Origin of the sequence: Catenuloplanes sp. NPDC051500 (genome assembly GCF_044454585.1) — a bacterium.
Classification (GTDB): Bacteria; Actinomycetota; Actinomycetes; order Mycobacteriales; family Micromonosporaceae; genus Catenuloplanes.
The window spans coordinates 378,595-400,649 of the sequence record NZ_JBITDX010000004.1 but is presented as its reverse complement, the minus strand read 5'-3'; the positions used below and the strand labels follow the sequence as shown (position 1 = coordinate 400,649).

The window sequence follows — 22,055 nt, the reverse complement described above, 5'->3', positions numbered from 1 at the left end:
GGATCGGGCCGGTGAGAGGAAAACTGCAATGACGTCCTCACGACGGGTCACCGACCAGCGGATCGACAAGGTCGTTCCGCTGATGACCCCGGACCTGCTTCACCATCACCTGCCGCTGAGCGACGAGCTGGCCGACCGGGTCGTCGAGGGGCGTCGCGCGGTCGCCCGCATCCTGGACGGCGAGGACGATCGTCTGCTGGTCGTGGTCGGCCCGTGCTCGGTGCACGATCCGGCCGCCGCGCTCGACTACGCCCGCCGGCTGCGCCCGGTCGCGGAGCGGCTCTCCGGCGACCTGCTTGTGGTGATGCGCGTCTACTTCGAGAAGCCGCGCTCCACCGTGGGCTGGAAGGGCCTGATCAACGACCCGGCGCTTGACGGCTCCGGCGACGTCAACACCGGCCTGCGGATCGCCCGTCAGCTGCTGCTGCAGGTGCTGGAGCTGGGCCTGCCGGTCGGCTGCGAGTTCCTCGACCCGATCACCCCGCAGTTCATCGCGGACACCGTGGCCTGGGGCGCGATCGGGGCGCGCACTGTGGAGAGCCAGGTGCACCGCCAGCTGTCGTCCGGCCTGTCGATGCCGATCGGCATGAAGAACCGCCCGGACGGCGCGATCAGCACCGCGATCGACGCGATCAATGCGGCAAGTGTGCCGCACGTGTTCCCCGGCATCGCGATGTCCGGCACGCCGGCGATCCTGCACACCCGCGGCAACGCGGACTGCCACCTGGTGCTGCGCGGCGGCAACGACGGGCCGAACTACGACGCGGACTCGGTCGGCGGCGCGCTGGCGCTGCTGCGCAAGGCCGGCCTGCCGGAGCGCCTGGTGATCGATGCCAGCCACGCGAACAGCGGCAAGGACCACCGCCGTCAGCCGCTCGTGGCCGCGGACATCGCGGAGCAGCTCGCGGCCGGTAACCGCGGCATCTCCGGTGTGATGCTGGAGTCGTTCCTGGAGCCGGGCCGGCAGGAGCTGGACCCGACGCGGGAGCTTACCTACGGCCAGTCGGTCACCGACGCCTGCATGGGCTGGGAGCAGACCGAGACGGTGCTGGACTCGCTTGCCACCGCGGCCGCGGCCCGCCGTGCGGCGGTTGCCGTCGGCTGACAGTTCACTCTACCCAGGCCACACGAAGGCCGACAGTTGCGCTGCCCGGGGCCCACCGGCCCCGGCTCACGCCCTTATGTGCAGCCGTGTCACGGTCGAGGACGGACTGGTGTAGGTCTGCACCAGGTCGCAGAGCCGGTTCGCAAGCAGTAGTCCCCGCCCGCGCGGGCTCGCGTCCGGGGGCCGGATCCGGCCCGTCATCCAGTCGGTGATCTCGCCGGGCCCGCGCACCTCGCAGATCACCCGCCCGCCGTCCTGCCAGGCGCGCACCGTGCCGCCGTCGCCGCCGTGCTCCACCGTGTTCGTGGCGATCTCGTTGACGGACAACTGCAGGTCGACGACGCGTTCCGGGGTCAGCCCCGCGGCCCGTGCCTGCGCGCCGGCCAGCGCCCGCGCCGCGCCGAGCGTGTCCACGCCGAACCCGACCTCGTCGACCGGCCCGGCCGGCTCCGGCAGCGGCTGGTTGAGCAGCGCGACAGTGGCGAGCGGGTCCGCGTAGCCGCCGATCACCCGCGCCTCGCCGTCCTCGAGCATGGTCGGGTGGGTCCGGCGCACGTACATCAGCACGCCCGGGTGCAGGCCGTCCGCGTCGTACGCGCAGAGCGCCTCCGCGTCCGAGTCCGCCATCGCCACGTTGATCAGCGCTTCGTGCTGCACACAGCCGGGGATCTCCTCGGGCGCCCGGCCCGGCCAGATCGGCTCGCCGACGATGCGTACCGGCTGCCCCGCGTGCTCCTCGGTGAACGCCCGCAGCACCCACGGGATGATCCGGTGCGGGTTGCGCCCCGACTCGTCCAGATCCACCAGCCGGACCCGCGCGGCGTCGTCGCCGAGCGTGTCGCGCAGCAGGTCCAGACGCGGCCGCGGCACCGCGACCAGCACCGGCAGGTCCCGGTCAAGTCCGCCGGTGATGAACGGCAGCGTGCCCGCGAGGTACTCCGCCACGTCGCGGTAGAGGAACCCGTGGTGGGCGAGCGTCATCAGGTGTGCACCTCGATCGTTCTGGGCCGGCCCCACATCACGTCGATGATGCGCAGCAGTTCGGGTGGCGGGTCGTGCAGCACGAGCCGCCGGCCCGCATCGAGACGCCCGGCGGCGGCCACCAGCGCGGCCACGGCCCGGACGTCGATGAAGGCGAGCTGGGCGAGTTCGAGGTGCAGGTCGGCGTGGGGCGGCACACCGGTGAGCGCCTGGTCGAGCACCGCGCGCGTGCCGAGGTCCGCTACCCCGACCAGCCGCAGTCCCCCGTCGGACGACTCGATCCGTAGCCCCACTGCCGTGCCACCTCTTCCCGTCCGACGTCTGCGACTCTAAGCCGGGACGTCCTGCCCGATATCACCCAACCGGTCCGTTGTACTCAGAACGAAGAGGTGCGGACCCGGCCGCGGATACAGCGACGAGGAGCACACAACGAACACGCCCCGCCAGGTAAGCCCGGCGGGGCGTGTGGTGAAGAAGGGTGTCGGTGTGCCGGTCGCCTCGCGGCGAATGGCGCGACGCGGTTCCAGCCGAACGGTATTCCGCGAAGGCTAATAGGTGAGGCCCGGGGACACTGAGCACACCGACACCTGACCTAACCTTCGACCACCGGGTGGTGTTCCTGAGCCCGATGTATCACGAATCACAGATCAGCCGTTCCGCAGCCGATGCGGGTCGACCTCCCGGCCCGGGTGCCGGGTGAGGTACTCGGTCTCCAGGTCGGCGGTCCGGCGCAGGTGGGTGGCGAGCGCCGCGTCGGACGCGTGCCGGAGCGTGTCCAGCCGGGTCCGGTGCAGGCTTGCCACCTCGCGGATCAGGTCCTCGTCGGACAGGTCGGCCGGGTCCACGCCGGGCGTCTGGTCGTCGGGGGTCTGGTCGCCGCCCCACTCGTCCACCCGCTGCTCGGGACTCGCCGGGTCCGGCAGCGGCGTCTGCTCCGGCGCCGGCGGCCGGTCCGGGTTCGGGTGGAACGCGGTGCCGGACCCCGACGGCGAACCGTCGCCATGGCGCACTGAGTCGGTCATCGTAAGCCCCTCTCCTCGTGTCCTGGGGGTTGCCCGATCACCGCTCCGCCAAACCCTATTCCATGTTGACCTGCGCATATACCGCGATTGCGTCGCGGAGCAGCGGTGCCAGCCGGGGGTCCCGCGCATCGAACCGAGCCTTGAAGTCCGGGCTCTCGACATAGAGCCGCCCCAGCCCGGTGTACGACTCCCGGTCCGGCGTCCACTGCCTGGCGATCCATCGGTGATGATCCGCGATCACGGCCTGGACCTCGGCGGACTCGGGCGCGGAGCCGAGCAGCGCCACCAGGCGGTCCTCCAGGTCGGTCCACTCCCGCTGCAGTCCGGCCCGGCCGCCGGCGGTGCGCTGCTTGGACTCCGCGATGGCCGTGGCGGCGCCCTCGCCGTACCGCTCGACCAGCTCCGCCTCGTAGCGGGCCTGCCGGTCCGCGTCGAAGCCCTCGAAGAGCTGTTCCGTGCTCATCTCTTCCCCACCTTCCAGTTGGCTGATGGTGGCCCTGACCGTGTCCGCGAGCCGGTCGAACCGGTCGCGTTCCTCGATCAGCCACCGATGGTGACGGCGGAGCCGGCCGATCCGGTCGGCCTCGCCGGAGACGATGGCGCCGATCGTCTCCAGGCTCAGGCCGAGCTCGCGCAGCAGCATGATCTGCTGCAGCCTGAGCAGCTGTTCCGTCTCGTAGTGCCGCAGCCCGCCCGAGCTCACCCGGGCCGGCCGCAGCAGGCCGATGTCGTCGTAATGCCGCAGCGTCCGGGAGGAGACCCCGGCGATGCGTGCCACCTGTGCGGTCGACCAGCTCACCGGAATGACGCTACGAGTTGACGTAGCGTCAAGCGCAAGCTCGACTGTCTACGACGCTGCGTCGGAGATGCTGAGGGACTTCGGTACGCTCGCTGTCATGAAGCGGCTCCTGACCCCGCGGTGGATCGCGGTCCACCTCGGCACGGTGCTGCTCGTGATCGCGTTCCTCGCGCTGGGCTGGTGGCAGTTGTCCCGCGCCGAGGCCGGCGGCAACCCGTCGAGCTGGGGCTACATGCTTGAGTGGCCGGTCTTCGCCGCCTTCGTGATCTTCCTCTGGGCGCGTGAGGCCCGCGCCGTGCTGCGCCGCGACCTCCCGCCGGCCGCGAAGCCCGCCCAGGAGCCAGAAGATCCACACCAGCTGAGGGTACGGCGACCGGTGCGCACGGCCGCGGTGCAGCGCGCCACCGGCCGCTCCGCCTACGGCCCGGCCAGGCCCCCTGAAGATCAGTGACGAACCCCGGCCGACGTGCCGGATGAAGGGAAGGCAGCGGTGCGCGGAGCGCTGATCCGCTATCGGACGATCGCGTACATCGTCGGTGTCGTGCTGATCCTGCTCGTGGTGATCGGCATGCCGCTGAAGTACCTGTGGGACCAGCCGGTCGTGGTGCAGACCATCGGCCCGGCGCACGGCTTCCTCTACATGATCTACCTGGTGGCCGCGTTCGACCTGGGCCGCCGGGCGGGCTGGCAGCCGAAACGCATGGTGCTGGTGATGCTGGCCGGCACGGTCCCGTTCCTGTCCTTCTACGCGGAGCGGGTCGTGACGACGCGCTGGCTTCCGGCCGCTGTCACGCCGGCGTCGCGCTGACGGTGAAGACACGACCGCCCGGCCGAGCATCAGCTCGCCGGGCGGCTTCGTCTATGAATGCCTGGGACTAGCCGAGGTCTCCGTTACGCACCGTGCTGACGAAGGCCTGCCACGCCGGCCCCTCAAAGCTGATGTTCAGCTCCGGGCGGGTCGAGTTGCGAACCGCCATGCGGCCGCCGGGCGCCTCAGCCACCTCGAGGCAGGTGTGCGACTCGCAGCGGCTGCTCTTCCGCCACGCCATCGCATCCGCGGTCGACGTGATCATTTGTCACTCCAGTCCGGCGCGGGCAACGTTGGCCGCGCACGATCGAAAAATATCGCACTAAATGAACAATTGCTGCATGAATGCTGGATTCGAGCAAAAGGGACCAACCGCGCGTTGAACACGCGATCGGACAGATGCCCGCGCGAGCCTAACGTCTCGCCGAGTCCCTGACCAAGACCAGTCCCGCGCCCTTACCCGCACTCTCCGTGACAAACGGTGCGGCCGTCACTCGGTTACCGTCGAATACGCCCAGCTCACGCAATCCGGTTCAGACTCGATCGCGTGACCGGGGTTCCCGACCCTTCCGGCCTGGAATATGTATCCACGCGCGAGTAACCTCTGTGTCATTGGCTCATTGACAGGGAGCCATCTGCCAGGTGGCAACTGCCAGGCGACGACTGCCAGGTGGCAGAGGTACGTGAAAGACCTGCCAGGTGACAGATGGACGGAAAGACCTGCCAGGTGGCAGATGGACGTGAAAGACCTGCCGGGTGGCAGATGCGTTCAACAAACAGCACGCGCACCGCAATATCAGGTCTACCGGGCGACACTGATCGGCCGGTGCCTTACATGGCACGGCCCGGGCGGCCGTAAAGTAGCGGCCGTCACAGCGGGCGAGTGCCCGTGAGCGCAAGGAGGCGCCATGTCCACCGCCCACGGCCCTTCGGGCGGCCGGCGGCAACTACGGGCGCGGCTGCGTGCGGCTCGCGACGCAGCCGGTCTGACCCAGGAGCAGGCCGCCGAGGCAATGGACTGGTCCCTCTCCAAGCTGATCCGCATCGAGGCCGGCACGGTCTCCATCTCGACGAATGATCTGAAGGCGCTGCTCCAGCACTACCGGATCGTCGAGCCGGACACGGTGGCGGAGCTGCTCGGCCTCGCCCGGCTGGCCCGTCAGCGCGGCTGGTGGGTGCAGTACCGCGAGATCTTCGACCGCGAGCGCGCCTACTACGACTACGTCGGGCTGGAGGCGGAGGCCGGCGCGCTGCGCGTCTTCCAGCCGATCGGCATGCCGGGCCTGCTGCAGACCGAGTCGTACGCGCGGGCCTACATCAGCGCCGCCGTCCCCTCCCAGGTCGACGCGGACGATGTGGCAGCCCGCGTCGGGCTGCGCCTGCGCCGCCAGGAGGAGCTGTTCTCCCGGCCGGTCCCGCCCACGCTTCAGGTGATCCTCGACGAGGCGAACCTGCACCGGCACATCGGCGGCAGCGGAGTGCTCCGCGAGCAGCTGGAGCGGCTGCTCACGGACGGCGCGAAAGACCACGTCACGCTGCAGATCCTGCCGTTCACCGCGGAAAGCTACGGCGCGACCGGGCAGTTCAACCTGCTTTCCTTCGAGGCCGGCACGCCGGACGTCGTCTACATCGAGACCACCCCGACCGTCGCGCTCGTCGACCACCCCGCGGAGGTCGAGACCTACCGGCAGACCTTCGCCCGACTGCAGAAGCTCGCACTAGACCCCAGCGAGTCGCTCGCCATGATCAACAAAATGGTCACCGAGATGGCCTGAGGGCACATATAGGCGGATGCGGTTACGCGATGACACACGACCAGAGCGAAGACCCGGGCCACGGATCACGGCCGGCGCGGCGGACGGCCGCCCGGCAGGGGCCCTCGATGGGCCGGCGACGACTCAGCCACGCGCTGAAGGCGGCGCGTGAGGCCGCGGGACAGACCCGCGGCGACGTGGCGGCCGCGATGGACTGGTCGCTGTCGAAGGTGATCCGGATCGAGGCCGGCACGGTCGGCATCTCCACGATCGACGCCCGCGCGCTCGCCGCGCTCTACGGCATCACCGCGCCGGACCGGGTGGAGGAGCTTCTCTCGCTGGCCCGCAACTCCCGGCTGCGCACCTGGTGGTCGACGCTGCGCGACCGGGTGAACCCGTCCTACTACGCCTACATCGGCCTGGAGGACGAGAGCGTCGAGGTGCTCTACTTCGCGCCGACCACGCTTCCCACGCTGCTGCAGACCCGGGACTACGCGGCCCGCAGCACGCCGCCGCTGCCGACCGGCGACCGGAACACCCGGATCGACGTGCGGCTGAAGCGGCAGGAGGAGATTCTGAACAAGACCCGCCCGCCGAAGATCATCGCGATCATCGACGAGGCGGTGCTGCACCGGATCGCCCAGGCGCACAAACAGGCGCCGGAGCAGCTCAGCCACCTGGTCTCGCTGAGCACGGCGCCGCACATCACGATCCAGGTGCTGCCGTTCAGTGCGGGCCCGCCGCCGGTGGTGGCGCCGTTCACGATCCTCCAGTTCCCGGACCCGGCGGACGAGGACGTGATGTACGTCGAGAACGCGGTCTCCGACGAGGTGATCGACCGCCCCGAGGAAGTCCGCCCCTATCTCGACATGTTCCGCGAGCTGCGGGCGAAGTCGCTTGATCCGGACGAGTCGCTGGCCTGGATAAAGCAGATCGTGGACGATCCCGGGTAACCGGCACAGATGATCGGGGACACGCCTTGGTAGGCGCGCCCCCGATCTCCTCGGACGGTTATCTGAAAGGGTGGTGTCGTGCCGCCACACCCCGGTCGGTCATTGTCACAAGGGCACGGACATCCTGCGTTGACTTACATGGCGTACGGATTGATCGACGACACCGGCGCACTGACGCCACCGAGCCTCGCCACCTCCTGTGCGCGCACCAGTGCACGCGACACCTGGCCGTACTGTCGTTCGCTGTCGCTGACGAAGAGCCGCACGCTCATGCCCCGGTAATCCCCCCAGAGCTCAAAGACGCGCGGCCTGGCGCGGTTGCCGACCACGCCGAGCAGCATCGGCACGAACGCGGCCGCCCCCATGACGACGTAGGCCGCCGGGCCGAGCGCGTGCAGGCCGTTCCCGAAGCTGAGCGCCGCGAAAACGGCCAGCAGGCTCACTCCGGAAGCGGCGACCGCACGCACGGTGAGCGGGTCGAACGGACCGCGCACGGTCCGCAGCCCGGCCAGCTCGCTTGTCGGCCACCGTCGGCCGCCGACCTCGAAGTACTGGTCGGTGACGATCACGGAGGCCGCGTCGAACGAGACCCTGCTGTGTGGCGCATTGCCGGGAGATGCGTAGCGACGGGTTGAACGCGGCGAGTAACGAGCGCTATTCTCCATCCGAGTCCTCCTGCGGCTCTCTGGAGTTGGTCTGTTGTTTACGGCGATCGCGGGTGGTGAAATCCGGTTGCCGCCGGTCCACCACACCGCGTCGTCGTGGAAACTCCCCCGCCCCCGAGACAGTGATCTGAAACAGAGGCCGGTTTCCGAACTCGTGGGTGCGACTCCGAAAACCGCTTTTGAGCTCAGCGCGCGCCGGAGAAAATCGCCGGGTCATTCCTGCAAGAAGAACCGCTGCCCTTGCGGGAAAACCCTGAGACCTCCCCACTCGCCATACTCCCAACCGCCCGCCACAAATGGGAAGAGGGCAATCTGCCAGGTGGCTGTTTTCCACCCGTCAGAGCGGGGTTGAGCCGCGCAATCCGGGCACTTTCAGCCGCTTTTGTCCGCAAAGCGGGCCGGCTCGCTCCCGTAAATACTCGCCAATCGCACTTTTGGGACCCAGACGGCCACGATCTTCCGTGGCAATGACGCGGGGATATCGCGCAGCTACGCTCCGCTATCACGATATTTGCCTAATAACCGGCGAAAGCACGCGAATGACTACGGTCACCCTTTCGATCCTCCCCATTGGTCGTTACCGTGGGTTCCGCCGGACCTGGTCTACAGTCACTCCCCCCGGATTGACGCCAGCCCGGCGCCGCCGAATCGCCCGGATACCGGACGGTGGCGCTCCCCGCGCCGCTCCTCCCGAACCCGCTTGACGCAGGCCATGCCAGGCCCATCTGGCCCGGCCTCGCGAACGGCGTCGTGGCGAACCGGGGACCCACAGGTCCCACCGGGGTGAATCCGCGCTCGCGCGGTAGGGCGACCTTCTGGCCCGAATCCGTCAGCTAACCCGGTAGGCGGCACGGAAGAAGGGCTCACCCCGTTGTCAGCTTCGCGTGCGATTCTGCGCACCGTCGCGCTGGCGGTCATGGCGGTCGGCATCCTGGCCCCGACCTCCGCCGCCCACGCCGACCCGTCCAGCGCCGAACTCACGACCCGGATCGACAAGGCCGCCACTGAGCTGGAGGTCGTGATCGAGTCCTACAACAAGATCAACGAAGAGCTGAAGGCCACCCAGGCGGCGGCAAAGCAGCTCGGCGAGAAGACCGTCGCGCTGGAGGCCCAGCTCAAGGACGGCAAGGTGGTCGTCGGTCAGCTGGCCAGCCGGGCGTACAAGTCCGGCCGGTTCGGTGACGCCGGCACGCTGCTGGAGCTGTCCGACAGCAAGGACCTGGTCACCGGCCTCAGCGTGCTGGAGCAGGTCGCCGAGACCCGCAACACCCAGGTCGCCACGTACACCGCCACCTCAGCGCAGTACGCCGAGGAGAAGGCGAAGCTCGACGCCGCCGAGAAGAAGCAGCAGGCGCAGCGCGACGAGATCAACAAGCGGGCCGGCGCCATCGAGGGCGACCTGAAGAACCTCTACTCGATGCGCAAGGCCGCGTACGGCCGCGAGCAGGCCGAGGCCACCCCGCCGCCGCCCGCCCCCGACAACACCGGCGGCGGCGGTAACAACAGCGGGGGCGGCGGTAACAACAACAGCGGGGGCGGCGGCACGGCGCCGAGCGCACCCGCCGGCTCGAGCGCCGTGGTGCAGTTCGCCTACGCCCAGCTCGGCAAGCCGTACATCTACGGCTCCGCGGGCCCGGGTGGTTTCGACTGCTCCGGGCTGGTGAAGTCTGCCTGGGCGAAGGCCGGCAAGTCGCTTCCGCACAACGCCGCGATGCAGTGGAACGCGATGGCGCACATCTCCGCCTCCCAGCTGCAGCCCGGCGACGCGGTCTTCTACCGGAGCCTGGCGCACGTCGGCCTCTACATCGGCAACGGCAAGGTGATCCACGCTCCCACGCCGGGCGACGTGGTCTCGGTCGCGCCGGTGAACATGATGCCGCCGTACGGGTACGGCCGGGTCAGATAGCACCACAGGACGACGACAGGGCGGGGAGCGCGAGCTCCCCGCCCTGTTTCACGTCAGTCAGGCCACGGTCGCCTGTGCGGGCACCCGGGGCCGCGTGCCGGGCCGCCAGGTGCGCCCGTTGGCGTAGACGATCCGGAAGCCCAGGTACGCCGCCAGCTCCCGCCAGGGGCCGGACCCCATCCGCTTCTCCGCCGCGTTCACAAGCGCGCCGTTCGCGAGCACGTCAAGCAGCACGGTCTCGAACGCGGCCGAGTCCACCCAGTCGACCTCCCGGGTGTAGCCGCACACCATCGCGGCCCCGGAGACGTCCAGGAAGTCCTGCAGCACCGCGTCCGAGGCCTTCAGCACCGAGCAGGACCCGAAGTAGAGGCGCTTGTCCTGGCACCGCCCGGCCAGCTGCTCCGCGACGTCGTCCAGTTCGACCGTGGACTTGTCGGTGAGGCAGAGCCGGCCCGGCTCGCCGTGCATCGCGAAGAAGCCCACCCGGTAGTCGCTGTACTGCTTCAGCAGCCACCGGTCCAGGAAGTAGCTCAGCTCCTCCGGCGTGGCCACGTCCCGGTAGATGAACCGGATCCGGCGCAGGCGCTCCAACAGCTCCAGGGTGGGAATGACCGAGCCTCGTTCGTACAGGTCCCGGTGCCACTGCCCTTCGACACAGAAGATGCCGCCGCGCGCCACATGGCCTCCCCCGAGCTGTGGATTCGTACCCGCAGGCGACCATACCCACCCCGCGCCGCCGTGCCCATCGCGCGCGCGGTGAGCGGCGTGCCGCCCAGCGTGCACAGTGACGAACGCAACGGCCGGCCCCGTGATCGGGACCGGCCGGTTCGTGTCGTACCACCGAGGGGTGTCGGGGTGGGATTGTCGCTAGGCGGCCTGGAGGCCCTCCGCGCGGGCCAGCTCGCGGAGCCGGCCGAGCGCCTGGATCTCCAGCTGGCGGATCCGCTCGCGGGAGAGCGAGAACCGCGAGGCCACCTCGGTCAGCGAGTGCTCGCGCCCGTCCTCGAGGCCGTACCGCGCCCGCATGATGCCCGCGGAGCGGTCGTCCAGGTGGTTGAGCAGGCCCTCGATGCGCTGGCGCTCCAGGCCGGTGAGAACGATCTCCTCCGGCGAGGGCGCGTCCGAGTCGGCGACCAGGTCGCCGAGGTTGGTGTCGCCGTCGTCGCCGACCGGGGTGTCAAGCGACACCGTGTCCTGCGACCAGCGGATCAGCTCACCGACGCGCTCCACGGTCACGCCGAGCGAGGCCGCGATCTGCGCCGGCTCCGGGTCGGCGCCGAGCTCACGGGTGAGCTGGCGGGTGACGTTGCGCATGCGGTTGACGTCCTCGACCAGGTGGACGGGGAGACGCACGGTGCGCTCCTGCTGCGCGATGGCCCGGCTGATCGCCTGGCGGATCCACCACGTGGCGTACGTCGAGAACTTGTAGCCGCGCTCGTAGTCGAACTTCTCGACCGCGCGCACCAGGCCGGTGTTGCCCTCCTGGATCAGGTCGAGCATCGGCATGCCGGACCGCACGTATCGCCGCGCGATCGAGACCACGAGCCGGAGGTTCGCGCGGATGAACTCGTCCTTCGCACGGCCGCCGTCGGTGACCACGCGCTCGAGGTCTTCGCGGGCAACGCCCTTCGGAAGCTCATCGGTGTCGAGCAGGTGCTCGGCGTAAAGGCCCGCCTCGATCGCCTTGGAGAGGTCGACCTCACGCGCTGCGTCGAGCAGAGGTGTCCGGGAGATCTCGTGCAGGTAGACTCCGACGAGGTCGCGCTCCTCGGCAACCTCATCCGTTCGCAACACCATGCTTTTTTCCATGTCGCCCACGGTCCCCTCGTTGACCCCATTTGCCTTCTTGCGGGCCGTCCCTGTATTCATCGGGCCCTTCCCGGTAATCTCCGCAGTACCCCAGCGGTGCCACCTGCACAACAGCGGACACCCGCGGCTGATTCCGGCACTCGGTTGGAATCTCGTCGTCGTACGATCGAAACTGTCACGAGTGCCTGAATCCTGGCTGTGAGCGCGATGCGTAGTTCCTGAAATCAGGTCGGCTGGTCCTGGGGAATGCTTCGTGAAACCGGCCGGTCGATGCGCTCGACGGGTGCATACCCTTGCCCCGTCAAATCACACCATCCGGGACAGTTGAGTCGCAGCGACCCAGCTCACTGGCCCTCTGCGATCCCTGTCACCCAGACATACGGGAAACGTGATCCGAGGGTTCAGCTCACCAGGGAACCTTCCCGTCCGCAACGCCGTTTCCGGCGGACCGGAAGTGCGCCGCCACCCCCACGAGCGCAAGATCAGCGCAGCTCAGCGGGTCTTTCCGCGCGCTCCAGGCGCGCGCAGAGTGGCGGTCGCCTCATCGGCCGCCACCAGCGCCTGTCCAGCCCTTTTCCGGTTACGGACAGCCACGCCGACGAAGAGGCAATCGACGACCATCAACTGTGCGAGCCGGCCGGCGAGCGCGCCCGCGCGGTAGGTCGTCTCCCGCGTCGCGGTGGTCAGCACGAGATCGGCGACGTCCGCGATCGGCGACCGGGGGAAGTTCGTCAGGGCGACAGTGACCGCGCCCCGCTGGCGCGCCTGCGTGAGCACGTCGAGCACGCCCGCGCTGGCACCGCTGTGCGAGATGCCGATCGCCACGTCGCCGGGGGCGAGCAGCGCGGTGGCGACAAGCGCGGCCTCCGGGTCGGGTTGGTAGGCGACGCTGCGGCCGATCCGGTGCAGCTTCTGCTGCAGGTCAAGCGCCGCGCAGCCGCTCGACCCGATGCCGTAGACCTCGATCCGGCCGGCCGCGTCCACCGCGTCCACCACCCGCTCGCAGGCGGTCAGGTCGAGCTGGGCCGCGGTCTCCTCGACGGCCCGCGCCTCGTTGAACGCGATGGTGGCCACGATCCGGGCCAGGTCCGCGTCCGGCGGGATCTCGCCGCACGCCACCCGATCGTCGGTGAAGCGCCCGCGGGTGGCCGCCTCCGCGGCCTCCGCAGCGAGCCGGATGCGCAGCTGCGGGTACCCGGCTATGCCGACCGACCGGCAGAACCTGATCACCGTGGCCTCTGAGGTCTCCGCAGCGGTGGCCAGGTGCGTGATGGTGTGCCCGGCCGCGTCCGCCGGGTCCGCCACGACCATCCGCGCGACGCGCTGCTCCGCCGGTGACAGCGAGGGCAGAAGCGCGTTGATGTGCACGATCAGCCCCGGCGAGTTCACCACCGTCCGAGTCTCTTCGGGCGTTTCGTGCCCGTCAACGAAACCTGCCGCACCGTGCCTGTTGCGGGGAAACCTTCGGCGGAACGGGCGACCTCGGGTGAGCACCCGGTCAGCGGCGGCCGACCGGGTGGCGGAGGTCACCGCTTCTCACACCGCCGCGGTCTCGGCCTCCGGGCTCGGCAGGGGCAGCACCGGTGCCGGCAGCCAGGGCCGCAGCTGGGCAAGGATCGCGGCGGCCACCTCGTCCTCGGTGCCGTCGCCGTCGATCAGCACGAACGATTCGTGTTCCGGAAGCGAGGCGTAGGCGGCGGATGCCCTGGTCAGGTACTCGATGGTCTCGTGGTCGGTGCCACGTGCCTCGATCCGGCGGTACGCCGAGCCGGGGCTGACCACAAGCAGCAGCGTCAGGTCCGGCGCGGGGAACAGGCCGTAGGCGAAGCGCGCCACCCGCTCGGAGAAACGACCGTGGCCGAGCTGGGTGCGGATGCTCGCGTACTGGCAGTAGCTGTAGCGGTCCATCACGCCGATCCGGTCCCGGCGGCGCATGCGGACCAGCGCGCGGGCGATCGCGAGCCAGCGGAGCACGGACTCGACAACCGGCCAGCCGTGCCGCCCGAAGAGGCCCTGCGCGTCGCTGCCGCCGAGCCGGTGCGCGAGCTTGCCGAACCAGGCCCGGCCGCCCGCGTTCTGCAGGTAGGAGGCGGGGAGACCGGCGTCGGTGAGCGCGTCCGCGAGGCGGTGTGCCTGCGTGGTCTTTCCCGAGCCGTCGACGCCGATCAGTGCGATGAATCGTGGGGGTCGTCCCGGGTCGTCGTCGCGTCTGGAATCAATGATCGGCGCCATACCGGTGAACGGTAGCGAGTCCACGCATCTTTTCGCCATGAACGAGAATACGTTATATCCCCATATCATGTTTTAATAGTCACAAATTGGGCGGGATTTCTATCATCCTTTCGGCTAGATTTCCACTGTTCTTTCGGACTAAAGTTGCTTGCCATAAGCGAAACGATTCTCCAGCCCCGTGAGGGGGAGGCGATCGTGACACCCCCGGAACGCCGTCATCGCGCCGCCGAGTTGCTCGCCACCCTGTCCGACCTGCCACAACGGCATCCCGACCGCGCGCGGGTGCGGGCCGAGGTGATCGAGGCCTGGCTCCCGCTCGCCCACCACCTGGCGAACCGGTTCGCCGGCCGGGGCGAGACGCGCGAGGATCTGGACCAGGTCGCGACCGTCGGGCTGATCAAGGCGGTCAACCGGTACGACCCCGGCCGCGGCGTCCCGTTCTCGGCGTTCGCGATCCCGACCATCGCCGGCGAGATCAAGCGCCACTTCCGCGACCGCTGCTGGGACGTCCGCGTGCCCCGCCGACTGCAGGAGCTGCGCGCCGCCACGTCGGATGCGAGCGCCACGCTCACCCACCGGCTGGGCCGCTCCCCCACCGTGGCGGAGCTGGCCGCGCACCTGGACCGCGGCGAGGAGGAGATCCTCGAAGCGCTGGAGGCGTCGCAGGCGTACCACGCGGTCTCGCTCTCCGCCCCGGCCGGTGAGGGCGGCGCCGAGCTCGGCGACCTGCTCGGCACCGAAGACGAGGAGCTTGCCGCGGCCGAACTGCGGGTGGCGCTCGGCCCGGCGCTGGCCGATCTGGACCCGCGTGAGCAGCGCATCCTCACGCTGCGCTTCTACGGCAACCTGACCCAGTCACAGATCGCGGACCGGGTCGGCATCTCCCAGATGCACGTCTCCCGGCTGCTGGCCCGAGCGCTCACCACACTGCGGGGACAGCTCGGCGACGCACTCTGAGTGCCCGTTTCGCCCCGTTCCCGGGTGTGAGGCGGCATCGTCACGGGTAGGTGCAGGTCACACCGACACTCACCGACGGGAGATCGCCATGCCGTACCGGGTGGACGCCGGGCTGGTCAACACCCTCAAGCGCGTCGCCGCCATCTTCAAGCAGGCGGACGTGCCGTTCGCGCTGGGCGGGAGCTTCGCGGTCTACGCGCACGGGGGATATTCCAGCGACCACGACGTCGACTTCATGATTCGCGAGCAGGACGTGGACCGGGCGCTCGAGGAGCTGACCGCCGCGGGCTTCACAAGCGAGCGCCCGCCGGAGGACTGGCTGGTCAAGGTCTACGACGACGGCCGGATGGTGGACCTCATCTTCCGCCCGGTGGAGGCGCCGGTGACGGACGAGACGCTTGCCGACTCCGTGGTCCGGCCGGTGGACGCGATCCAGATGCCGTGCATCTCCGCGACCCAGCTGATGATCCACAAGCTGCTCAGCTTCTCCCAGCACTACTGCGACTTCGCGCGCGGCCTGCCGGTCGCCCGGTCGCTCCGGGAGCAGATCGACTGGGCACGGGTACGCGAGGAGACCGCGGACTCGCCGTACGCGGAGGCGTTCCTGGTCCTGCTGGACCGGCTCGACGTGGTCGCCACGGAACAGACCGGACCGGAGACGCCCGGACAGCGAGGCACGCTCCGGCTCGCCGCAACTCAGTAAAGGGCAGGTGAAAACATGAACGTCGACACCAACCGGCCGCTTGACGAGTACGTCGAGGCCGAGGTGCAGCGCATGCTGACCGAGGACGGCCGGATCGCCGAACAGGGCCTGACCGTCTCCCGCCGCGAGCACATGCTTGTGCTCTGCGGCGAGGTGGAGAGCGTCCAGCGCCGTGACGACATCGTCCGGCTGGTCCGGGAGCAGTTCCCGGGCATCGACCTCTCGGTGGACATCGGGCTGACCCGCGCGGGCGCCCCGGCAGAGGCGGAGGAGCTGTCGTGATCCGGATCGCCGCCGTCGGCGACGTGCACATCGACAAGGACGTCGTCGGGCGGTACCGGCCCGCGCTTGACGAACTGCCGAACAAGGCGGACGTGCTGCTGCTGGCCGGCGATCTGACCCGGCACGGCACCGAGGAGGAGGCCCGCCACGTCGCCACCGAGTTCGGCGGGCTTGGCGTACCGGTGATCGCGGTGCTCGGAAACCACGACCACCAGTCCGATCAGCCGGATGCGGTCACCCGCGTGCTCGTCGACGCCGGCATCACAGTGCTGGAGGGCACCGGGACCGTGCTTGACATCGGCGGCGTGCTACTCGGCGTGGCCGGTGTGAAGGGCTTCGGCGGCGGGTTCGCCGGTAAGTGCGCGAGCAACTTCGGCGAGCCGGAGATGAAGGCGTTCGTCGGCACCACCGAGAAGATCGCCGCGTCGCTGGCCGAGGCGCTGCACGCGCTCGACTGCGACGTCAAGGTCGCGCTGACGCACTACGCACCGGTGCCGGACACACTCGTCGGCGAGCCGCTGGAGATCTATCCGTTCCTCGGCTGCTACCAGCTCGGGCAGGCGATCGACTCGGCCGGCGTCGCGCTGGCGCTGCACGGGCACGCGCACCACGGCACCGAGCGGGGCACCACCCCCGGTGGCGTCCGGGTCCGGAACGTGGCCCACCCCGTGATCAAGCAGGCGTACAGCGTCTACCACCTGCTCGCGGACGAGGACACGGAGAGCGCAGGGTCCACATTGGCCCATGCCGGGCACTGAGAAAACGATCTATCCGGGAGGGCGGCCTACGGGCCGCCTTTTCGCTGCTCAAAACGACGTTTTGGATTTTCGGCGGTCGGGTACACAGCTGTCATGACTGCTTTCGACACGCTTCTGTGGATCCTGGCCGTGGTGCTCGTCGTCGCCGGTGTCGTCTCTCTCGTCCGGCGGCAGATTCTCTGGGGAATCGTCCTCATCGTGGTCGGCCTGCTCGTCGGCCCGGGTGGCGTCAGCCTCTTCACGTAAGCCGGCTCTCATCGCTCGTACCCTTCCCTCCAACCCCCCTCCAACCTGTACCCCCGGGGTCGTCGCACACCGGGACCGGAGTCCTCCCCCGACTGGCCGGTCCCATCGCGACGACCCCGGTTTCGCGTCCATGACCGGCATCGATGCGGCGCACGATCCCCATCGGGGGTAACGGACGCGCAGTGCGACAGGCATTCGCACGGATATGACTGAATCTCGGCCGAGTGACCCGGATGTCCGATCGGGTCTTATATGTCGAGGTGCCGAGCGATGGCCGAAGTCCACCATTTCACCCACGGGGCGTTCAACCCGATCGTGTCCTTCCTGATGGCGTTCCTCGGCTCGCTGCTGGGCCTCGCCTGCACGGTCAGGGCGAGGGAGTCACGGACCCGCGGCCGGCGCGCCCGGTGGCTTGTCATCGCCGCGTTCGCCATCGGCGGCACCGGCATCTGGCTCATGCACTTCATGGCGATGCTCGGCTTCGACGTCCCCGCCAGCCCGGTCCGCTACGACATCGGCCTCACGCTGGCCAGCGCCGCCATGGCGGTCGGCACCGTCGGCTTCGGACTGTTCGTGGTCGGCTTCGGCCCCCGTACCGTCCGGCGGACCCTCACCGGCGGCGTGTTCACCGGCGCCGGCGTGGTCGCGATGCACTACACAGGCATGCGCGGCATGCGCGTCGCCGGCGTCATCCACTACGACCCCGCACTTGTCACGGCGTCCTGCCTGATCGCCGTGGTCGCCGCCACCGTCGCCCTCTGGTTCACCGTCTCGATCAAGGGCTGGGGGCCGATCATCGCCGCCGCCACCATCATGGGCATCGCGGTCACCGGCATGCACTACACCGGCATGGCCGCCATGAGCGTCGAACTCTGGAACGACGGCCGCGCCCACGTCGAGGGCCTCAGCCCCTACACGCTGCTCATCCCGATCACGCTCATGGCCGCCGCCGCGCTGATCGGCATGGCCTTCAGCGGCCTCCAGGCGATGACCCAGGAGGAATTCTCCGCCGGCGCGCTCACCCTCCCCCCGACCCCGCACGGCACCCACGCCGAAGCCACCTGGTCGATGCGCGAAACCGACCCCGTCATTCCCCCCGCCCCCGCCGTCGACCGCCTGGCCACGTCCTCGGCCGCCGCAGCCGCCACCGCCGGAGCCAACAGAGCCCGAACCTGAAAATCCAGACATTCCCGCCCTCGTCGGGGTCCCGCCCGCATGCTCCCGCGGGCAAACCTCGCGTCGGGCTCCGCTGGCGCTCCGCTCGTCGCTCGGAGCCAGCCTGCGGGCCCGACCCTCGGTGCCGCCTGCGGGCCCGGCCCTCGGTGCCGGAAATTTCCGCATAAAGCATCCAGGCGTTGAAGACCTCACGCCTAAGTGATCAATCAGCGGAGCGGAATTTAGGTCAACTAGCGCTGTGGATCTATCTTTCGCTCCACTGATTGATCACTTAGGCGCAGGATCACGGTGAGCGGGGACGCGTTGCGTGAAATCCCGGGCGGAGAAGCGCGGACGCGGTCAGCCTGGCGGACGCGATAGCGGACGACCGTGGCGCGTGGCGTTTACGAGTAGCGCGTGGCCCGTGATGCGTGACGCCTGACGCGTAGCCCGTGACCCATGGCGCATGGGCATGGGCGTGCGCGTGGCGCGTGGCGCGTGGGCGTTACGAGCGGCGCGTGGCGCGAGACCCGTGGCGCGTGGCGCTAGGCGCGTGGCGCCAGGCCCGTGGCGCAAGACCCGTGGCGCGTGGCGCGTGGCGCGTGGCGCGTGGCGCGTGGCGCGAGACGCGAGACCCGTGGCGCGAGACGCGAGACCCGTGGCGCGAGACGCGAGACCCATGGCGCGAGACCCATGGCGCGAGACCCATGGCGCGAGACCCATGGCGCGAGACCCATGGCGCGAGACCCATGGCGCGAGACGCGAGACGCGAGACCCGTGGCGCGAGACGCGAGACCCATGGCGCGAGACGCGAGACCCATGGCGCGAGACCCATGGCGCGAGACCCATGGCGCGAGACCCATGGCGCGAGACGCGAGACGCGAGACGGGGCGTGATAGCCGGTGGCGGGTTGGAAGTGGGTGGGGGTGTTTGGGTGGCGCGGGGATGGCTCCGAGGGACGTGCGGAGCGCCAGCGGAGCCCGGCCCGAGGTTTGCCCGCGGGAGCATGCGGGCCGGACGCCGGCGGGAGTGGGAAGAAGGGGTTCGTGGGGTTGGGTCAGTTCATGGACCAGATGGCGGCGTTGAGGGCGGTGGCGTAGGTGACCCAGAGGAGGTAGGGGACCAGGAGGAGGGTGGCCGGGCGGGAGATGGGGCGGAAGAGGGCGATGACCGCGGCGATCGAGAGCCAGAGCAGCACGATGTCGACCAGGGCGAGGCCGTACTGGCCGGCGCCGAAGAAGAGTGGGGTCCAGATCGCGTTCAGGACCAGCTGGACGGCGTAGACGGTGAGCGCGGTGGTCCAGCCGGCGCGGCGCCAGGCGAGCCAGCCGGCGAGCGCGATCATCGCGTAGAGGAGGGACCAGACCGGGCCGAAGAGCCAGGTCGGGGGCGCCCAGGAGGGCTGGGCCAGTGAGCTGTACTCGGCGGCGGTGCCTTGGACGCCGAGGCCGCCGATCGCCGCGGTGACGAACGCGGCGAGCGCGAAGCCGGCGAGGGCGAGCCACTGGCCGGGGCCGTGGTGGGTGGAGTGGCGAACGCTTAGTGAGGACATGTTCACAGGGTTCCCGTGAGTTCCGGGGTCAATCCAGGATGGCGGCGAATCGTTCCTCGGCGAGGTCCAGCTGGTCCATGATGTGCGACTTCGACTCGGCGGAGAGCGGCGTGTCGTCGCGGGCGATCAGGGCACGGAATGTCGGTACGAGCGGCCGGTACTTGCGCGCGCTGGAGGCCATCTTCGGGCCTGTGGTGTGGATGATGCCGACGCCGTTGTCGGTGAAGTCGCTGACCTTGATGATGCGGGCCCACGGGTCGCGTTCCAGGCTCTCCGCGACGTGCTCGCGGTACTGCTCGTAGCGATCCCGGTCCGGGTCGTACTGCGGGTTGGTGACGGCTTCGACCAGGTCGGCGACGCGTTTCCCGAAGCGGCGGGCCACCTCCGCGAGCGCGGCCGCGGTGGCGACGTCGTGCGGCTGTGGTTCGGGGAGGCCGGCCAGCTCGCACGGGTGGTCCTCGACCGCGTCGTGGAGCAGCGCGGCGACGAGCACGTCCACGTCCTCGACGCGGTAGTAGCACATGATCCGCAGCGCCACCCGGAGCAGGTGGTTGAGGTAGGGCTCGCGGACCCGGCGGTCGTCGCGGTGCAGGTCGGCGGCGAGGTCGAGGGCGGCGGTGAGCGTGTGCCGGTGCGGGTCCGGAAATCGGCGGAGTTCGAAGAGGAAGCGCTGGCGCAGACCGCGCTCTCCGTACACCTCGGTGATGGCGTGCAGGGGCATGGTGCGCAGGATTTCGGCCTTCAGGATCTCCGTGGGCATGGCGCCACATATACCCGACTTTGCCTGCTCAGGATAGCTGCTCTATCGGTGCGAATCACCACGAAAACGCTCGTTTGCCACGAGAATGAACCTGTGCCATCAGAGCGGTCAACGGCCCTGGGCAGGTTTCTGAATTGTTACCGATCAAGGTCACTGGACCGCTGGACTAAAGATCCTGCAAGCGCTTACATGTGAGGACGCCCACAGAAACGGGATCCGGCGAAGGGCTCGAGGCCTTAACCGCCGGCTAGGAAGGAGGACGGCATGGCGGTCATTTCCGGACCTCGCCAGGCCCTCGCGGTCGCCAGTGCTCTCGGGCTGGTGCTCACCGCCGCCGCGTGTGGTGGTGGCGGAGACGACGACAACGCCGCCGCTACCGGCGACTGTTCGATCTATGAGAAGTACAAGCACGACGGCACCGAGGTGTCGATCTACGCCTCGATCCGTGACACCGAGGCCGACCTGCTGGAGCAGTCGTGGGCCGAGTTCACGGAGTGCACCGGCATCACGATCAAGTACGAGGGCAGCGGTGAGTTCGAGGCGCAGCTGCAGGTGCGCGTGGACGGCGGCAACGCCCCCGACATCGCCTTCATCCCGCAGCCGGGCCTGATCGCGCGCTTCGCCGAGGCCGGCAAGCTCAAGGCGGTCGGCGCGGACACCAAGACCATGGCCGAGGCGAACTACTCGGCGGACTGGCTGAAGTACGCGACAGTCGGCGGCCAGCTCTACGGCGCCCCGTTCGGGTCGAACGTGAAGTCCTTCGTGTGGTACTCGCCGAAGACCTTCACCGAGAAGGGCTACAAGGTCCCGACCACGTGGGACGAGCTGATCGCGCTCAGCGACCAGATCGCGGCGACCGGCGAGAAGCCGTGGTGCGCGGGCATCGAGTCCGGTGACGCGACCGGCTGGCCGGCCACCGACTGGATCGAGGACGTCATGCTCCGGGCGAACACGCCCGAGGTGTACGACCAGTGGGTCAACCACGAGATCCCGTTCAACGACCCGAAGGTCGCGTCCGCGGTCGATAAGGCCGGCAGCATCCTGAAGAACGACAAGTACGTCAACGGTGGCTTCGGTGACTCGAAGTCGATCTCGACGACCGCGTTCCAGGAGGGTGGCCTGCCGATCCTCGAGGGCAAGTGCGCGCTGCACCGCCAGGCCTCGTTCTACGCCAACCAGTGGCCCGAGGGCACGAAGGTGGCCGAGGACGGCGACGTCTACGCGTTCTACTTCCCGTCGATCGACGCGGCCGGTGGCAAGCCGATCCTGGGCGCCGGTGAGTTCACCGTGGCGTTCGCGGACCGCCCCGAGGTCCAGGCCGTGCAGACGTACCTGGCCAGCGGCGAGCACGCCAACTCGCGTGGCAAGCTCGGCAACTGGGTCTCGGCGAACAAGAAGCTGGACATCAACAACGTCCAGAACCCGATCGACAAGCTCTCCGTGGGCATCCTCCAGGACACCACGACCGTGTTCCGCTTCGACGGCTCGGACCTGATGCCGGCTGCGGTCGGCGCGGGCACGTTCTGGAAGGGCATGGTCGACTGGGTGAACGGCAAGGACACCGCCAGCACGCTCTCGTACATCGAGGGTTCCTGGCCCAAGTAGGGC

General features: G+C 69.2%; 25 protein-coding genes and 1 riboswitch. Of the genes, 13 read left to right on the top strand and 12 right to left on the bottom strand.

The window, feature by feature from the left end; genetic code table 11:
- Positions 1–28 precede the first annotated feature (28 nt).
- Positions 29–1,105, top strand: coding sequence for a 3-deoxy-7-phosphoheptulonate synthase (locus ACIA8K_RS11130; protein ID WP_396057406.1), 1,077 nt, complete (start codon positions 29–31; stop codon positions 1,103–1,105).
- A gap of 66 nt (positions 1,106–1,171) precedes the next feature.
- On the opposite strand, the gene ACIA8K_RS11125 is transcribed toward ACIA8K_RS11130, so the two are convergent.
- From ACIA8K_RS11125 to ACIA8K_RS11110, 4 genes are all read right to left on the bottom strand, one after another.
- Positions 1,172–2,086 carry an anti-sigma factor RsbA family regulatory protein gene (locus ACIA8K_RS11125; protein WP_396057404.1) on the bottom strand — a complete coding sequence of 305 codons (915 nt, stop codon included), beginning with the start codon at positions 2,084–2,086 and terminating at the stop codon, positions 1,172–1,174.
- Complete coding sequence (locus tag ACIA8K_RS11120) at positions 2,086–2,379, bottom strand: STAS domain-containing protein (protein WP_396057402.1); 294 nt, start codon at positions 2,377–2,379, stop codon at positions 2,086–2,088. Before ACIA8K_RS11120 ends, ACIA8K_RS11125 begins: the two co-directional genes overlap by 1 nt.
- A gap of 354 nt (positions 2,380–2,733) precedes the next feature.
- Positions 2,734–3,009: a DUF6158 family protein gene (locus ACIA8K_RS11115; protein WP_396057642.1), complete on the bottom strand. Its 276-nt coding sequence runs from the start codon at positions 3,007–3,009 to the stop codon at positions 2,734–2,736.
- A 154-nt stretch (positions 3,010–3,163) separates the two neighbouring features.
- A complete protein-coding gene (locus ACIA8K_RS11110) occupies positions 3,164–3,907 on the bottom strand; it encodes a MerR family transcriptional regulator (protein ID WP_396057400.1) in 744 nt (247 codons plus the stop codon).
- 97 nt (positions 3,908–4,004) lie between these two features.
- On the opposite strand from ACIA8K_RS11110, the gene ACIA8K_RS11105 reads away from it, so the two are divergent.
- Complete coding sequence (locus ACIA8K_RS11105) at positions 4,005–4,358, top strand: hypothetical protein (RefSeq protein WP_396057398.1); 354 nt, start codon at positions 4,005–4,007, stop codon at positions 4,356–4,358.
- Positions 4,359–4,397: 39 nt separating this feature from the next.
- Complete coding sequence (locus ACIA8K_RS11100) at positions 4,398–4,715, top strand: DUF3817 domain-containing protein (protein WP_396057396.1); 318 nt, start codon at positions 4,398–4,400, stop codon at positions 4,713–4,715.
- A 67-nt stretch (positions 4,716–4,782) separates the two neighbouring features.
- On the opposite strand, the gene ACIA8K_RS11095 is transcribed toward ACIA8K_RS11100, so the two are convergent.
- A complete protein-coding gene (locus ACIA8K_RS11095; RefSeq protein WP_396057394.1) occupies positions 4,783–4,980 on the bottom strand; it encodes a DUF397 domain-containing protein in 198 nt (65 codons plus the stop codon).
- A gap of 643 nt (positions 4,981–5,623) precedes the next feature.
- Here ACIA8K_RS11095 and ACIA8K_RS11090 point away from each other — a divergent pair.
- Both ACIA8K_RS11090 and ACIA8K_RS11085 read left to right on the top strand, forming a co-directional pair.
- The gene (locus ACIA8K_RS11090) at positions 5,624–6,490 is read left to right on the top strand and encodes a helix-turn-helix transcriptional regulator (RefSeq protein ID WP_396057392.1); all 867 of its coding nucleotides are present in this window, start codon (positions 5,624–5,626) and stop codon (positions 6,488–6,490) included.
- Between the two features lie 107 nt (positions 6,491–6,597).
- Entirely contained in the window at positions 6,598–7,422 is an 825-nt protein-coding gene (locus ACIA8K_RS11085; RefSeq protein ID WP_396057390.1) for a helix-turn-helix domain-containing protein, read from the top strand.
- A 134-nt stretch (positions 7,423–7,556) separates the two neighbouring features.
- Here the strand turns inward: ACIA8K_RS11085 and ACIA8K_RS11080 are convergent, their stop codons facing one another.
- Positions 7,557–7,991: a DUF6232 family protein gene (locus ACIA8K_RS11080; RefSeq protein ID WP_396057389.1), complete on the bottom strand. Its 435-nt coding sequence runs from the start codon at positions 7,989–7,991 to the stop codon at positions 7,557–7,559.
- A gap of 818 nt (positions 7,992–8,809) precedes the next feature.
- A riboswitch (cyclic di-AMP (ydaO/yuaA leader) is annotated at positions 8,810–8,949 on the top strand.
- A 9-nt stretch (positions 8,950–8,958) separates the two neighbouring features.
- Here ACIA8K_RS11080 and ACIA8K_RS11075 point away from each other — a divergent pair.
- Positions 8,959–9,993: an NlpC/P60 family protein gene (locus ACIA8K_RS11075; protein ID WP_396057387.1), complete on the top strand. Its 1,035-nt coding sequence runs from the start codon at positions 8,959–8,961 to the stop codon at positions 9,991–9,993.
- Positions 9,994–10,050: 57 nt separating this feature from the next.
- Here the strand turns inward: ACIA8K_RS11075 and ACIA8K_RS11070 are convergent, their stop codons facing one another.
- The 4 genes from ACIA8K_RS11070 to ACIA8K_RS11055 all read right to left on the bottom strand — a co-directional run bounded on the left by ACIA8K_RS11070 (position 10,051) and on the right by ACIA8K_RS11055 (position 14,034).
- Positions 10,051–10,671 carry a DUF6642 family protein gene (locus ACIA8K_RS11070; protein ID WP_396057385.1) on the bottom strand — a complete coding sequence of 207 codons (621 nt, stop codon included), beginning with the start codon at positions 10,669–10,671 and terminating at the stop codon, positions 10,051–10,053.
- 189 nt (positions 10,672–10,860) lie between these two features.
- Positions 10,861–11,802: an RNA polymerase sigma factor RpoD/SigA gene (locus ACIA8K_RS11065; protein ID WP_396057640.1), complete on the bottom strand. Its 942-nt coding sequence runs from the start codon at positions 11,800–11,802 to the stop codon at positions 10,861–10,863.
- A 492-nt stretch (positions 11,803–12,294) separates the two neighbouring features.
- On the bottom strand, positions 12,295–13,194 hold the full coding sequence (locus ACIA8K_RS11060; RefSeq protein WP_396057383.1) for a MurR/RpiR family transcriptional regulator: 900 nt from the start codon (positions 13,192–13,194) through the stop codon (positions 12,295–12,297).
- Between the two features lie 144 nt (positions 13,195–13,338).
- A complete protein-coding gene (locus tag ACIA8K_RS11055) occupies positions 13,339–14,034 on the bottom strand; it encodes a dTMP kinase (protein ID WP_396057381.1) in 696 nt (231 codons plus the stop codon).
- Positions 14,035–14,229: 195 nt separating this feature from the next.
- On the opposite strand from ACIA8K_RS11055, the gene ACIA8K_RS11050 reads away from it, so the two are divergent.
- From ACIA8K_RS11050 to ACIA8K_RS11025, 6 genes are all read left to right on the top strand, one after another.
- Positions 14,230–14,991, top strand: a complete 762-nt coding sequence (locus ACIA8K_RS11050; protein WP_396057379.1) for a SigB/SigF/SigG family RNA polymerase sigma factor — start codon at positions 14,230–14,232, stop codon at positions 14,989–14,991.
- Positions 14,992–15,079: 88 nt separating this feature from the next.
- Positions 15,080–15,694, top strand: a complete 615-nt coding sequence (locus ACIA8K_RS11045) for a nucleotidyltransferase family protein (RefSeq protein ID WP_396057376.1) — start codon at positions 15,080–15,082, stop codon at positions 15,692–15,694.
- 15 nt (positions 15,695–15,709) lie between these two features.
- Positions 15,710–15,976, top strand: coding sequence for a hypothetical protein (locus ACIA8K_RS11040; RefSeq protein ID WP_396057374.1), 267 nt, complete (start codon positions 15,710–15,712; stop codon positions 15,974–15,976).
- Positions 15,973–16,734, top strand: coding sequence for a metallophosphoesterase (locus ACIA8K_RS11035; protein ID WP_396057372.1), 762 nt, complete (start codon positions 15,973–15,975; stop codon positions 16,732–16,734). Before ACIA8K_RS11040 ends, ACIA8K_RS11035 begins: the two co-directional genes overlap by 4 nt.
- Positions 16,735–16,827: 93 nt before the next feature.
- Positions 16,828–16,980 (top strand): GPGG-motif small membrane protein, encoded by a 153-nt coding sequence (locus ACIA8K_RS11030; protein WP_396057370.1) that lies wholly within the window; start codon positions 16,828–16,830, stop codon positions 16,978–16,980.
- Between the two features lie 270 nt (positions 16,981–17,250).
- Complete coding sequence (locus tag ACIA8K_RS11025) at positions 17,251–18,156, top strand: MHYT domain-containing protein (RefSeq protein ID WP_396057367.1); 906 nt, start codon at positions 17,251–17,253, stop codon at positions 18,154–18,156.
- Positions 18,157–19,192: 1,036 nt separating this feature from the next.
- Here the strand turns inward: ACIA8K_RS11025 and ACIA8K_RS11020 are convergent.
- A complete protein-coding gene (locus tag ACIA8K_RS11020) occupies positions 19,193–19,687 on the bottom strand; it encodes a TspO/MBR family protein (RefSeq protein WP_396057365.1) in 495 nt (164 codons plus the stop codon).
- Positions 19,688–19,715: 28 nt separating this feature from the next.
- Entirely contained in the window at positions 19,716–20,447 is a 732-nt protein-coding gene (locus tag ACIA8K_RS11015; protein WP_396057363.1) for an HD domain-containing protein, read from the bottom strand.
- A 264-nt stretch (positions 20,448–20,711) separates the two neighbouring features.
- Between ACIA8K_RS11015 and ACIA8K_RS11010 the strand changes: the two genes are divergently transcribed.
- Positions 20,712–22,052 carry an ABC transporter substrate-binding protein gene (locus ACIA8K_RS11010; RefSeq protein WP_396057361.1) on the top strand — a complete coding sequence of 447 codons (1,341 nt, stop codon included), beginning with the start codon at positions 20,712–20,714 and terminating at the stop codon, positions 22,050–22,052.
- The last annotated feature ends 3 nt before the right edge of the window (positions 22,053–22,055 follow it).

What these genes read in the sequence shown, in the direction of transcription:
- ACIA8K_RS11095 (WP_396057394.1), bottom strand. Translation starts at nt 4,980, where the DNA reads ATGATCACGTCGACCGCGGATGCGATGGCGTGGCGGAAGAGCAGCCGC.
- ACIA8K_RS11130 (WP_396057406.1), top strand. Translation starts at nt 29, where the DNA reads ATGACGTCCTCACGACGGGTCACCGACCAGCGGATCGACAAGGTCGTT.
- ACIA8K_RS11025 (WP_396057367.1), top strand. Translation starts at nt 17,251, where the DNA reads ATGGCCGAAGTCCACCATTTCACCCACGGGGCGTTCAACCCGATCGTG.
- ACIA8K_RS11020 (WP_396057365.1), bottom strand. Translation starts at nt 19,687, where the DNA reads ATGTCCTCACTAAGCGTTCGCCACTCCACCCACCACGGCCCCGGCCAG.
- ACIA8K_RS11040 (WP_396057374.1), top strand. Translation starts at nt 15,710, where the DNA reads ATGAACGTCGACACCAACCGGCCGCTTGACGAGTACGTCGAGGCCGAG.
- ACIA8K_RS11085 (WP_396057390.1), top strand. Translation starts at nt 6,598, where the DNA reads ATGGGCCGGCGACGACTCAGCCACGCGCTGAAGGCGGCGCGTGAGGCC.
- ACIA8K_RS11090 (WP_396057392.1), top strand. Translation starts at nt 5,624, where the DNA reads ATGTCCACCGCCCACGGCCCTTCGGGCGGCCGGCGGCAACTACGGGCG.
- ACIA8K_RS11055 (WP_396057381.1), bottom strand. Translation starts at nt 14,034, where the DNA reads ATGGCGCCGATCATTGATTCCAGACGCGACGACGACCCGGGACGACCC.
- ACIA8K_RS11065 (WP_396057640.1), bottom strand. Translation starts at nt 11,802, where the DNA reads ATGGAAAAAAGCATGGTGTTGCGAACGGATGAGGTTGCCGAGGAGCGC.
- ACIA8K_RS11045 (WP_396057376.1), top strand. Translation starts at nt 15,080, where the DNA reads ATGCCGTACCGGGTGGACGCCGGGCTGGTCAACACCCTCAAGCGCGTC.
- ACIA8K_RS11030 (WP_396057370.1), top strand. Translation starts at nt 16,828, where the DNA reads ATGACTGCTTTCGACACGCTTCTGTGGATCCTGGCCGTGGTGCTCGTC.
- ACIA8K_RS11015 (WP_396057363.1), bottom strand. Translation starts at nt 20,447, where the DNA reads ATGCCCACGGAGATCCTGAAGGCCGAAATCCTGCGCACCATGCCCCTG.
- ACIA8K_RS11125 (WP_396057404.1), bottom strand. Translation starts at nt 2,086, where the DNA reads ATGACGCTCGCCCACCACGGGTTCCTCTACCGCGACGTGGCGGAGTAC.
- ACIA8K_RS11105 (WP_396057398.1), top strand. Translation starts at nt 4,005, where the DNA reads ATGAAGCGGCTCCTGACCCCGCGGTGGATCGCGGTCCACCTCGGCACG.
- ACIA8K_RS11010 (WP_396057361.1), top strand. Translation starts at nt 20,712, where the DNA reads ATGGCGGTCATTTCCGGACCTCGCCAGGCCCTCGCGGTCGCCAGTGCT.